Here is a 12928-nt window from a genome sequence, read left to right as displayed (position 1 = left end):
ACGGGCGCCACCTGCCCAGGCCAGATCACTTGGTGTCGTCCTACGGCCGGTCGGGCCCGGACGGCGGCTCGGAGCCGATCGAGGTCTGCACGGCCGTCGGAGCGGTACGCGGAGGCGCCGGCTCGCGGGGAGCGGGCAGCGCCGGGTCGACCGGCGACCCAACCGGCACCGTCAACGGTGGAAAGGCCGTCATCTGGACAACGACCACCAGGCCGGGAAGCATGACTGACAGCAGGGCGGCGGCGACGAACACGCCTGGCGGGACACCATCCAGCCAGTAGCTCCGGTCGGCGGCGGTCAACAGACCGAAGATGAGGGCACAGCTGAGGACGTAGGAGATCCCGAGGTAGGCCGCGTGGCGCACCGCGCGATGCGCCCCGTAGCGAGATCGGCGAGCAACCGCGTGCCCGACGACGACGAGCGCGACAAGTACCGACCATGCCCGGACCAGCCAGTCGAGCCAGGGGTAGGCGCCCTCGGGACGGACATCCCGCAGATAGTCGTGCGCGGTCACCGTCAACTGCCCGACCGTCACCAGGGACAGGCCGTACGCGACCACCCGAATGAGCCGGAGCGGGGACTCGAACTCGCTGCGCCCGGCGATCAGCCACGCCAGGCCGGTGAACAGGGTGAGCGAGCCGACCCCGAGCATCCCGGCCGCCACCGTCGTCTGCGTCCAGACCCGGGGACAGGTCCGTTCACCCGCAATGACGCCGAAGAAGAAACTGTCCAGAGCGAACGTGACCAGGCCGGCGATGAACATGGTCAGCGCTTCGGCCGACGGCCGTCTGGGCGTCCCCCGGTCTATCAGCATAACTATGCCGGCGAAGACGAGACCGGCGACCACGCCGGCCAACTGCGAGTGCGCCCCGGCCGAGCCGAGCGGATTCCAGTCGACCGACTCGCACGCCTCACCCACCGGGACCTCGTTCAGGCCCACGGCGGTCGAACCACGCCCGCCACGCTATCGGCACGGGTTCCACTCTAGAGGGCGGAGGCCAGCACCTCCGGACACCTGACCGCCGGTCCCGGGTACGACAGTCGCCTCTCCGGCAACGGTCACCCGGGCGGTTCCAGGTCCGCGACCACACCGAAGTGGTCGCTGGCCCAGACACCTCCCGCGGGCTGGTCAACACCAGGGCGCACCCGGTCAGGCCGAGCGTCGGCCCCTACCGGTCAGCTCGGACGAAGACGTAGTAGATACGTCGGCCGATCTCGAATCGGATCTGGCCACCTGCCCGGAGCGGGTTCTCCGCGGTGAAGGTCCCGCGGCTGGTGGGAGCCATCGGCGCGTAGCGGTGTGGTGCTCGCTGCAGGATGGCCGCGCTGTTCCTGGGCGCGCTGGGCGTCGACGAGCGGTCGATCCCGTCCGGGATCTCGGATCGCGCTAGTCTGTACCGCAGCCGGATCGCCGGGCGCAAAGTGTTAGTGGTGCTCGACCACGCCGCCGACGAACGGGCGGTCCTTCCGCTGCTTCCCGGAAATTCGTCCGCCGTCGTGTTGGTGACCAGCAGGTCGCGGCTGGCGGGTCTGCCCGGGGCCGAACGGTGCTTCGTTGAACGGCCCGACCTGCGGGACAAGTTGTCGATGCTGGCCGGCATGCTCGGGCCGGATGCAGCGGCCAGCGAACCGGCTGCCGCAGACTCGGTAGTGACCCTGTGCGACCACCTGCCGCTCGCGCTGCGGATCGCGGCGACCCGGCTCGCCGCACGTCCGCATGGGGACCTCGGCCGGCTCGCCGACGAGGATCGTCGCCTCGACGAACTCGCCCACGGTGCGTTGAGCGTCCACCGTCGCCGACCGCGTGGATCTGCCGCGAGGTGCAGCCACCGCCGGCCGGGCCAACCAGGTCCTCGTGGCGCACGCCACACCGCTTCGGGTGGTTGAGTAGCCACAGCCCCTTCGGAACTGGTCGGCGGCCGGGAAGTACGGATCCTGGAGGGCGTAGTCGATCTTCCAGTCGGCGGATCCGCCAGAGTCGTTTTCGGTCCCAACGCGGGCGGGTGGGTGTTCCAGTCCCTGCCGAAGATCCTGGACGAAATCGAGGCAGCCGGTCTGCGCCTCGTGGAGATGGTGCTGGCGGACCATGACGCCTTCGGCCAGTTGGTCACGGCGAAATGGTGGAGCATCGACCGCTGGCTGGCCGGCCACTCCGACGATCCACGCGCGCCGGCCATGCGCGACTACCTGGTCGAATCGCAACGCCGCTACCTACGCTACCAGCGCCGGTATCTCGGTTGGGGAATCTTCGTCCTGCGCGCGGCTTGAGCCGACGGCGGTACGGGTGGAGCAGCAGGAGGGGCACCACGCCCCCGCTGCTCCGCTCTCGCTGGTGGCCGAAAGTGTGCCGCCGCGTCCAAGCGGTGGCGGTTGCCTCGGCGATGACCCGACGGGCGTTGTCGTCGCTCGCCGGCGCTGAGCTGCAGACAGCGATCGAGTACCGCGGCGTGTCGCGTAGGTCCGGGGGTGGGGCGTCGGGCGCGGCTGCTGGACTTGGCGTTCCTGCGTCGTGCCACGCGTACCACGCTTCACTCCGCTACGCGCCAAGACCCCTACCCGACAGCGCTGTCGCGTGGAGCGTCGGCTACCGCCGCTCCCGTGCGTTTCCGGTTGGACACCCATGTGGTCACCTGGCGGGCGAAGAGCCCCACGGTGAGCAACCGGGGCAGCAGCGTGAGCAGGGCGAGTAGGACGGTGCACCAGAACCGAGGGCTGGCAAGCCCGTGAACAACCGCCTGCTGCGTCGTCCAGTCGATGACCTTCCACAACGCCGGCACGATGACTACCGCGGCGAACCAGGTTGCCACCGCGAACCCGGCCAGACAGAGCCACCCGTACCAGCGCGCCACCCTAAGGTCCACCGCTGCCGCAGAGGCAAGTTCCCGCCGGCCGGCCGTGCCGAGGACGTGGAACCTGCGGGCGAGTGTCAGCATCGTCACCCGCCACAGGTTGGTGCAGTTGAGCGCGGTGGCCACCACCGCGTAGATGTCGGTGCGCATGAAAAAGCAGAGCTGCCAACACAGCCCGAGGAACAGCACCGCGGCGATGGCTTCGAGAAAGCGGGCGACTCCGGGCGCCGCCACGAGCCCAGCATCGATTGTGGCCCGACCCCCTAAGGTGACCGCGAGCAGCACGGAGTCCAGCGCCATCCCGGCCAGCATCGGCCCGTAGCGGCGCCCCGGCGGTAGCGACCAGAGCTGGGTGAGATCGGTCTCGAAGACCAGAAAGTACAGGCGGCGACTGATTGCGAACCGGGCAGCCACGCCTTCCCGGCAGGCAGCGAGCCAGTGGAACGCCTCGTGCGCGGCGGCGAGCACGAACGCGGTGACCGACAGGAGCGCCAGGCTTGTCACCGGGTCGTCCAGGAAGAAAAACGCGTCCGAACTGATCCGGTACGCCGGGTGGACCGCCAGCGTGGTCACGCAGACCACCGCGGCGAGGGCGTAGACCGCCCAAGCCACCGGACCAAAGAGCCAGCGGACGGCCCCGGGCGGCGGGCCTTGGACCCATCGTGGCCGCCGGCCCGCCCGCGCGCCGGCTGCGTCGTCCGGCACCTGGGCAACGCCGTCGATGTGACTGACGAAGCCGAGATCGATCAGCGTGCCGACGAAGTCGAGTACATCGATGTCTTCGCCGATGTCGGCCCGCAGGTCGGCGGAGGCCTGTGCGATGGTGTGCCCGGCACGCAGAAGCTCGATGGCCGCGACGGCGACCGGTGGTACTTCGACGAACATGCCGTGGTCCGCGCTGCCGACGACGAACCCCTCACCCTTCGCAACAATGCTCAGCGGGACCACCGTGACCCGGGAACCCGGGCGGGGACGCAGCGGTGGATCGGCGGCCGGGCGTGTCGGCTCAGGCTGCGACCCGCCAGTTGCAGGCGCGGTCAACACGCGCTCGTGCAGACGGGACAGTTGGCCCGCCGCGCCCAAGCCGTCAGGGAAGGCGACCCACCACCCGTCACGTCCAGTTCGTACACCGCCCCTGCAGTCACCGGGGGCGCGAACCGGGTCAGGTAGCGCAGCGCCTCCATCGCCACCAGCGAGCCGAGCAGGCTGGCGAACGGCCCGATGCCGTTGTTGGGTGGGGCCAGCCGCTGCCGTAGCTCGGCCATCGAATAGTCACGGGCGGCGTCCTCCTCATTTGCGGCCAGCTCCGCGCAATGTTGGCAGGCGGACACATCAGGATCGACGGAGTAGTACATCAGGCGGGTGCCGAACAGTCCGCCGCCGATGTGCGGCACCCCCGCCTGTGTGCACGCCTCGTTGACCCAACCCGCGATCTCCCTCGGCGGTTGGTCGACACCCCTGATCACGAGGTGGACGCCCGGCAGCAGGTCGGCAATGTCGCGTGGTCCGGCGATCCGGCGTTCGATCGCCCGGACCTCGATCGCCGGATCGAACTCTTGCACCCACTCCGCTGCCCGTTCGACCTTCGACCGCCCAATGTCGGCGGCTCGGTAGAGAAACTGCCGGGCGAAGTTCCGCGGCTCGACCGTATCGACGTCAAGCAGCGTGAGTCGACCGACTCCGAGACCGGCAAGATTCATCACGACGGTGCTGCCGAGGCCGCCAGTGCCCAGGACCAGTACGTGACTGTCGACCAACCGGCGTTGCAACTCGTTTCGGCCGAGGTGCAGGCGCGAAAAGTAGTCGAAGAACGCAAGGCTGCTGGCGAAGCGGCCGACCGCCTCAGTAGGCTGCGACCCCGCGACGTCTTCCAGGAAGCCGAGTTCATCGAGGCTGCTAACCGCTGCGTCCAGCTCGTCTCGGGTGACCTCGGGGAACTGCTGAGCGATCGCCGCATGAAGCTGGCCTACCGATCGGTCGCCCGCACGCAGCATTGTAAGCAACGCTTCGACCTGCCCATTCGGGTCGGCCAGAGTTGTTGCCTGGTGCGGGTGCACCAGAACGACGAGGGTGTCGTTGGTGCGTGTCCAAACGCAGTGCTTCAGCTTCGGAACGATCCCGTCCACCCCCTCGAGAAGGCCAGGCACGACCGTACCGGGCCGGAGACAACCGGCCCGGTACGGCATTGGTATCAGGTGCAGGGACCTTCGCCCCCGCAGGTCGTCCGGATCTCCTCGACCTTGCGAACCTCGATCTTCATGAGCACCTCTCCCAGGGTGGCGGTCTGCTGCGGGCGACAGTACGGATTATCGGCTTCATCCGAGCTTCGACTGGTTCGTCGATGGCCCGCCGACCCTTTCCTTGATATTCAATCTTCGAGGGTCCGTGGAGACCTGGCCAGGTAGGGAAACAGCCCGTGGTCGATGCTCGGGCTGGTCGTCGCCAGCGCGCGGCTCGGCCCGGCCGCGGCACTCGTCGCGGTCCCCGCGATGCTGCTCCAACGGGCCGTCTTAAGTGCTGCTGTCCAAGGTGGCTGGTCGGGCTGGTCGGGCTGGCGCTGCGCAGCCGGCTGCGGTGCTGCTGACGGTGGTATGCACGGCGATCACCGGTGGCCCGTGGCCACTGGCCCTCGCCCTGCTGCCCGCGCTGCTCGGCGGTGCGGACGGGCCTGGTCCCGCTGATCTCCGTCTACGGTCTGGTGCCGGGCACCGACCCGTACAGGCGGGCGAACAATCCACTGCGGACCACCGAGGACGAGGGATGCCTGACCGGCCCGGCGTACCTGGCACTCGCCCTGGTCGCCGCGACCGGGCTGCCGGCCGGTTACCTGGCGATCCGGTTCGGCTGGGCCGGGGTGGTCGTGGGGGTCGTGACGGGCGTGCTCTGCTGGTGGGGCCTCGGGCGACTGGCCGCGGTCCGGCTGCGGGAGCGCGGGCCGGAACTGCTGTCCACCATGTGGCTCGTCCTGCCGCCCCGGCGGGCCGCGACACGGGATAGCCTGGTCGGCCACGCCCAGTCTCGCCTCGACGCCGGCAGTCGAGGCATCGAGGCGAGACGGGGCCGGTGGTCCCGACGGGTGGCAGTCCCCCGCCGGCCGATGGAGGCCCTAGACCCGCTGGAGTTGGAATCGCTGGTTGGCGCCGGTCGACGGGGTCCACTGGGAGATGCGTGCACCGTCGGCTGTCGACGCCTGCCACACGTCCATGGCCAGGCCGCTCTGCCGGTTGACCATCCTGACCACCCCGCTGCCCTGGTCCTCCACCCGCCACTGCTGGCTGGTGGCGCCGCTGTCGGGCTGCTGGGTGATGTCGGCGCCGGTGCTGTTGCCGGCGACTTGGAGGACCAGACCGCTGTGCCGGGACCGGATCCGGTGGTAGCCGCCGTCCGAGGCGAGGAACTCGAACTGCTGGTTGAGACCGCTGCCGCTCTGCCACTGGATCAGCTGCGCACCCGCGGCGGTGGACGCACCGTTGATGTCGGCGGCCTTGCCGCTGTGCTGGGCCAGCAGCCGGTAGTACCCGCCGGTCTCCACCGGCCCGGACCGCTCCGCGGACGCGCGGTAGGTGTGGCCGGCCTGGCCGGCGAACTGGACGAGATCGGTCTCCAGCCGCGTCGGCTGGACCTGGGCGCCACTCGTCTCGTCGTGCAGTTCGAAGGTGCCGGCGAAGACCCGGCTCCGCACCCGGACGGTGCCGTCGCGGTCGGGAGTGACCGTGAGCTCGGTCCGGCTGCCGGTCCAGGTGGCGCCGACGGTGTATCCGCCGCGGCCACGCAGGCCGGTGACGCTGCCGGTGGACCAGGCCGACGGCAGCGCGGGCAGCACGTGCAACTCGTCGTTGTGGCTGTGCAGCAACATCTCGGCGATCCCCGAGGTGGCTCCGAAGTTCCCGTCGATCTGGAACGGCGGGTGCAGGTCGAACATGTTCGGTGCGAGCCGGTCCGTGCGCACCAGATCACGGACGAGTTTGTGCGCGCGGGCGCCGTCCTCCAGCCGGGCCCAGAAGTTGATTTTCCAGGCCAGTGACCAGCCGGTCCCGTCGTCGCCGCGCAGTTCCAGCGTCTGTCGGGCGGCCTGGTGCAACTGCGGCGTGCCCCGCCTGGTGATCTGGTTGCTCGGATGCAGGCCGTAGAGGTGGGAGACGTGCCGGTGGGTGCGCTCGATCTCCACCCAGTCGGCGAGCCACTCCTGCACGTTGCCGCGCGAGCCGACCCGGGTCGGCGCCAGCCGGTCCCGGGCGGTGAGCACCTGGGTACGGAAGCTGGCGTCCACCCCGAGGACCTCGCTGGCCCGGGCGCAACCGTTGAACAGGTCCCGCAGGATCTGGTTGTCCATGGTCGGGCCCGCGCAGACGCTGGCGTTGGCGTGGTGCGGCAGCTCCGGGGAGTTCGAGGGGTTGGTGACCAGGTATCCGAGCGTCGGATGGCTGACGAGGGTGTCGAGGAAGAACTGGGCGGCTCCCTTCATCGCCGGATAGTTGGCGCGGAGGAAGTCGACGTTGCCGGTGAACCGGTAGTGATCCCAGATCAGCGTGGCCAGCCAGGCGCCGCCGGTCTGCCACATGCCCCACAGGGCCCCGTCGACCACCGAGGCGCCCCGCCACCCGTCGGTGTTGTGGTGCGCCACCCAGCCGCCGGCGCCGTACTGCACCGAAGCCACCCGGGCACCGGTCACGGTCAGGTCTCTGATCATGTCGAAGACCGGCAGGAAGCACTCCGCCAGGTTTGTGGTGTCGGCGGGCCAGTAGTTCATCGGCAGGTTCGCGTTGATGGTGTACTTCGAGTCCCAGGACGGGGACAACGAGTCGTTCCAGACGCCCTGTAGGTTCGCCGGTTGGGTGCCCGGCCGCGACGAGGAGATCAGCAGGTACCGGCCGAACTGGAACAGCAGCGCCGAGAACTGCGGGTCGTTCACGCTCGCGTGCTGCGCGATCCGCACGTCCGTGGTCTGGTCTGCCGCGGACGTGCGACCCAGGTCGATCGTCACCCGGTTGAACAGCGTCTGGTAGTCGGCGACGTGCCGGGCCCGCAGCTGGTCGAAGCCGACGTTGCGGGCGGCGTTGAGGTGGTTGCGCGCGATGCCCTGGTAGTCGCCGTTGACGGTGCGGTAGTTGACGTAGCTGGTGCCGATCGAGACCAGCAGTGTCACGCTGGTGGCGCCGGTCACCCGCAGGGTGCCACCGGAGCTGCTCACGGTGCCGCCGGTCACCGCGGCGTGCGTCAACGCCAGGAACCGGACCTGCCCGCTGAGGCCCTCCATGTTGCCGGAGATGCCGTCCAGCCCGATCGTCGCGCCGTCCGGGCTCGACACCGTCGTCCGTTGTGGACTGTCGAAGGTGGCGGTGAAGGTGACGGAGTTGGCCCGGTCGGCGGTCAGCCGGACCACGATCACCTGATCCGGCGCGCTGGCGAACACCTCCCGCGAATGCCGCACCCCGTTCAGGACGTACGTCGTCGAAGCGATCGCCGACGTCAGGTCCAGCGTCCGGTTGTGCTGCGACGCCCCACTCGCCGACCCGAACGACAGCCGGAGGTTGCCGACCGTCTGGTACGCCAGCTGCCCGACGGGCCTGCTCAGCATCGTCTGGTTGATCAGGTCCTGCGCCGAGGTCCACTGGTCGGCGAAGACCCGCCGCCGGATCTCCGCGAGGTTGGCCGCCCCGGACGGATTGCTGGAGTCGTGCGGCCCACCGGCCCAGACCGTGTCCTCGTTGAGCTGTAGCCGCTCGGTGTCGACGTTTCCGAACACCATCGCGCCCAGCCGACCGTTGCCGATCGGCAGCGCCCGCAGCCAGTCCGTACCCGCACCCTCGTCGTACCACAGCGCCATGTCCCCCGCCGCCAGCACCTGCGGCGGCGCCACCGGATCGGCCTTGGCCGTCGCGGTCCAACCGGCCGGCATCAGCGCGGCTCCCGCGCCGGCCGCAGCGGCGGTGAGCAGTTTTCTTCGTGTCGTTTCTGTCATGGTGGTGTCTCCAGGTGGCGAGCGGTGTCGGTGCGAAGGGTTTCAGCGCTGGCCGGTACCGCCAAAACGGCTCCGGGTCACCGATCGGGTTCCGGCGGCGGCGGTGACCGGGCCGATTCGCGGCCCGGTGCCGGCCGCCGGGAGGACTGCCGCGGCTGTCGCCGCCAGCGCGCTTGTTGCTGTGGGACGGTCACACATCTGGTCGTCAGCTCTCGGCTCGAACGGGGGCAAGGGGCTCCCCGGATGCTGCGGCGGCCACCGCAACACCGGGTACGCCTCGCGGCCCGGCGCCGTCCGGTGCGCGCGATCCAACTGCGTCAGACGTCATACGTTAGGTCTCTTGATAGGGCTTAGTCAATACATTCGCTGGTCGTCGCAGCCGAGGCGAGCGGCCCCTCGCTGTCCAGGGCACGTACACCCCGAGAAGCCGCGCCGCCGCCCTCGCCCGGATCGACAGACCCGGCAAGCACCACAGAGCCGAGACGGTATAGATCCGATGTTTGGACTCCGCGCAGCGCGTCCGGCCCAACGGGCTGCGCCGACCCTCCGCGAGTCCTCCGGGATCACGGCGGGGAAGGCAGCGACACCGTCCCGGCGACACCGACCCATTGACGGTTTCCTATCGAGGTCCTAACGTATGACGTCTGACGTCGGCGCGTCACCGGGGGCACCCTACTGGGAGGAACTTCCTGTGGCCCGACCGCCCACGAGCTGCCACCGAGCAACGGGCGCCGTGCGCGACGGAAGTCTCTCCCGGCGGCTCCATTGTCGGCCGGAACTCAGCACCGTGGCGCCGGCCGGACCTCATCACCGGAGGGAATCCATGAACGCGAGAAGTAGCCGCCGTCGCCTCATGGGCGCAGGGATCTCGTTGACTCTCCTCAGCACCGGGATCGGAATCGTCTCCACCGCACCTCCGGCGACAGCCGGCCTGTCGGGACCCTGTGACATCTACGCCTCGGGCGGTACGCCCTGCGTGGCCGCGCACAGCACCACCCGGGCACTGTACGGCGCCTACACCGGCCCCCTCTACCAGGTTCGACGCTCCTCGGACAGCGCCACGCAGGACATCGGTGTGCGCAGCATCGGTGGTTATGCCGAAGCCGCCGCCCAGGACTCGTTCTGCGCGAACACGACCTGCCTCATCACGATCATCTACGACCAGTCCGGCCGGAACAACCGCCTCACCCAGGCACCGCCCGGTCATTTCGTCGGCCCTGCCCCCGGCGGGTGGGACAACCTCGCCGACGCGAAGGCCGCGCCGGTCACCGTCGGCGGCCAGAAGGCGTACGGCGTCTACATCGCGCCCGGCACCGGCTACCGCAACAACAACACCACCGGCGTCGCGACCGGCGACCAGCCAGAGGGAATCTACGCGGTCGTCGACGGCACCCATTACAACCAGTGGTGCTGCTTCGACTACGGCAACGCGCAGACGAACAACCTGGCGGACGAGCGCGCCATCATGGAAACCGTCTACTTCGGCGCCAACAAGCAGTGGGGCTACGGCGCGGGCAGCGGCCCCTGGATCATGGCCGACCTGGAGTGGGGACTCTTCTCGGGGGTCAACGCGGGCTACAACAACATCGCGTCCGTCAACCACCGCTTCGTCACCGCCATGGTCAAGGGCGAGCCGAACCACTGGGCGATCCGCGGCGGCAACGCCCAGTCGGGCGGCCTGACCACCTACTTCGACGGGCCACGCCCCGCCGGCTACCACCCGATGAAAAAGGAGGGGGCCATCCTCCTCGGGATCGGCGGCGACAACAGCATCACCGGCCGCGGCACCTTCTTCGAGGGCGTGCTGACCGCCGGCTACCCGTCGGAGGCCACCGACAACGCCGTACAGGCCAACATCACCGCCGCCGGATACGCCCCGGCCGCCGGCGGCAACCCGCAACAGAACGTGCAACTCCTGGGCGGCCAGTCCGGCCGCTGCGTCGACGTACCCAACGCCAGCACCAGCAACGGCACCCAGGTACAACTCTGGGACTGCATCGCCAACAGCACCGCCCAGCGCTGGAGCCACACCGCCAGCCGGCAACTCCAGGTCTACGGCAACAAGTGCCTCGACGCCAACGGCGCCGGCACCGGCAACGGCACCCAGGCGATCATCTGGGACTGCCACGGGGGCACCAACCAACAATGGAACCTCAACGCCAACGGCACCATCACCGGCGTACAGTCCGGGCTCTGCCTCGACGCGAGCGGCGCCGCGACCGCGAACGGCACCAAACTCATCCTCTGGTCCTGCAACGGCGGCGCCAACCAGCGATGGACCCCGCGTAGCTGAACGGAGCAGCGACAACCCTCGCCCCTGAATACCCATGCCGAGCCGGAGATCTCCGCGCCTCGACGTACTCGTCGCCTCGACCTGACAGTCGGCCTCGACCCAACAGTCGAACCTCATCCTCAAGGGGAACGCGCCATGCACGAATCCCGACCCAAACGCCAGCTGGTCCGGGCACTGGCCTGTGCGGTGGCCGCCGTCAGCGTGGCACCGATCGCCGCACTCGGCGGCGCCCCGCCGGCCGCCGCCGAGACCAGCCAGTTCCGCGGCGTCAACTGGGCCCGGCTCGGTGACAACTTCCACGGCGGACCACTGGTCCTGGCGGGATTGAGTGGCTCCGACAGCTACAGCACGGTCGTGGCCAAGGCGAACGCCGTGTACGCCGGCTTCCAGGACAATCTCGGCGCCAACACCGTGCGGCTGCCGGTCAACACGTTCAGCGTGGGTACGAGCTGGTGGAACGCCTACACCGGCGCGATCGACGCCGCCACGGCCAAGGGCTTCAAGGTGGTGTTGTCCTACTGGGAGGACGGCGTCGCCGCCAGCGGTGGCCGCATCGTGAACACGACGGCCTTCGACAACATGTGGAACACGGTGATCGCCAGGTACGGCAGCAACGACCTGGTCTACTTCGAGCCGATGAACGAGCCGGGCGGGCACAGCGCCGCCGACTGGGCGAACGTGGTCTACAACTGGATCAGCGCCCGCCCCTCGATCCCGCGAGGCCGCGTCTTCGTCAGCGGTGCAGGGTTGAACACCGACATCAGGTCGATGTGCGCCGACCGCCGCCTCGACGGGACGATCCTGTCACTGCACCACTACACGTTCTTCAGCGGCGCGAAAACCTACGACCAGTGGGTGTCGTTCCTGCGGGACGCGATCGGCTCCTGCGCCGAGCGCACGGTCATCGACGAGTTCGGCGCGCCGATGGATACCGGCCTGAACTACCACGACGCCGCCAGCACCGACAACTTCGTGCGCTACTTCCGGGCGACGACCACGGTCGTCCGGGAACTGCGGATGGGATCCGTCTACTGGCCGGGGCTGGGTGGCAAGGTCACCGCCGGCCAGAGTGACGACTGGTACGCGATGCAAAAGCTACACGGCACCGGCACCGCCCTCACCCTCAGTACGCCGAACGCCAGCGGTGTCGAGCGCCTCCAGTACGGCTGGGGAATGGGCGGCGGCCCCACCCCGACGCCGACCGCGACCTCGGCCCCGACGAGCCTGCTGCGAAACGTCGGCACCGGACGCTGCCTGGACATCCCGGGCGCCACGACGGCCAACACCCAGGTGCAGGTCAACACCTGCGCCGACTCGGCCGCCCAACGGTGGACCCGGACAGCAGGCGGGCAGCTCAGCGCCCTCGGCGGGCAGAAATGCCTGGACGCCTACAACGCCGGAACCACAAACGGCACCGTGGTCGGCACCTACCCCTGCAACGGCGGCGCCAACCAGCGATGGACGGTCAACACCGACGGAACCATCCGCGGCGCCCAGTCCGGGCTCTGCCTGGACGTCAACACCAGCACGTCCAAGGTCCAGCTGTGGACCTGCTGGGGCGGCGACAACCAGAAGTGGCAGACGCAGAACCCATGATCCTCGGTGCCGACCTCGCACCAAGCCCGGCCGAGTTGCATTGATTGACGTGCTTGAATGCAAGGGGTATGTTACCGATCACAACCAACCGGGTGGCGGTGCTCGGAACGGACCACGTCATGCCGCAGTGCCTGGGCAACCACGCAGAGCAAGGCGTCCTGTCGCAACCGACCTACCCGGCCGGAAAGCCGGCATCCGCTCCGCTGGACCACGTACACGAAGCCGACC

The 12928-nt window shown here is 69.2% G+C and carries 8 protein-coding genes; 3 read left to right on the top strand and 5 right to left on the bottom strand.

Annotated features, from left to right (window positions below; genetic code table 11):
* Positions 1-40 precede the first annotated feature (40 nt).
* Both O7626_RS08600 and O7626_RS08595 read right to left on the bottom strand, forming a co-directional pair.
* Positions 41-919 (bottom strand): hypothetical protein, encoded by an 879-nt coding sequence (locus tag O7626_RS08600; protein WP_278060618.1) that lies wholly within the window; start codon positions 917-919, stop codon positions 41-43.
* A gap of 506 nt (positions 920-1425) precedes the next feature.
* On the bottom strand, positions 1426-1791 hold the full coding sequence (locus O7626_RS08595) for a hypothetical protein (RefSeq protein ID WP_278060617.1): 366 nt from the start codon (positions 1789-1791) through the stop codon (positions 1426-1428).
* Positions 1792-2007: 216 nt separating this feature from the next.
* On the opposite strand from O7626_RS08595, the gene O7626_RS08590 reads away from it, so the two are divergent.
* Positions 2008-2268, top strand: coding sequence for a hypothetical protein (locus O7626_RS08590; protein ID WP_278060616.1), 261 nt, complete (start codon positions 2008-2010; stop codon positions 2266-2268).
* Positions 2269-2552: 284 nt separating this feature from the next.
* Here O7626_RS08590 and O7626_RS08585 read toward each other — a convergent pair whose 3' ends face one another.
* From O7626_RS08585 to O7626_RS08575, 3 genes are all read right to left on the bottom strand, one after another.
* Complete coding sequence (locus tag O7626_RS08585) at positions 2553-3932, bottom strand: hypothetical protein (protein ID WP_278060615.1); 1380 nt, start codon at positions 3930-3932, stop codon at positions 2553-2555.
* On the bottom strand, positions 3887-4975 hold the full coding sequence (locus O7626_RS08580) for a ThiF family adenylyltransferase (protein WP_278060614.1): 1089 nt from the start codon (positions 4973-4975) through the stop codon (positions 3887-3889). Before O7626_RS08580 ends, O7626_RS08585 begins: the two co-directional genes overlap by 46 nt.
* Positions 4976-5955: 980 nt before the next feature.
* Positions 5956-8811, bottom strand: coding sequence for a glycoside hydrolase N-terminal domain-containing protein (locus tag O7626_RS08575; RefSeq protein ID WP_278060613.1), 2856 nt, complete (start codon positions 8809-8811; stop codon positions 5956-5958).
* Positions 8812-9634: 823 nt separating this feature from the next.
* Here O7626_RS08575 and O7626_RS08570 point away from each other — a divergent pair.
* Both O7626_RS08570 and O7626_RS08565 read left to right on the top strand, forming a co-directional pair.
* Entirely contained in the window at positions 9635-11104 is a 1470-nt protein-coding gene (locus tag O7626_RS08570; protein ID WP_278060612.1) for an arabinofuranosidase catalytic domain-containing protein, read from the top strand.
* Between the two features lie 135 nt (positions 11105-11239).
* On the top strand, positions 11240-12700 hold the full coding sequence (locus tag O7626_RS08565) for a ricin-type beta-trefoil lectin domain protein (protein ID WP_278060611.1): 1461 nt from the start codon (positions 11240-11242) through the stop codon (positions 12698-12700).
* The last annotated feature ends 228 nt before the right edge of the window (positions 12701-12928 follow it).

Origin of the sequence: Micromonospora sp. WMMD1102, assembly GCF_029626265.1 — a bacterium.
In the GTDB taxonomy this organism is placed as follows: Bacteria; Actinomycetota; Actinomycetes; order Mycobacteriales; family Micromonosporaceae; genus Plantactinospora.
This window is presented reverse-complemented; position numbering and strand designations above follow the sequence as displayed.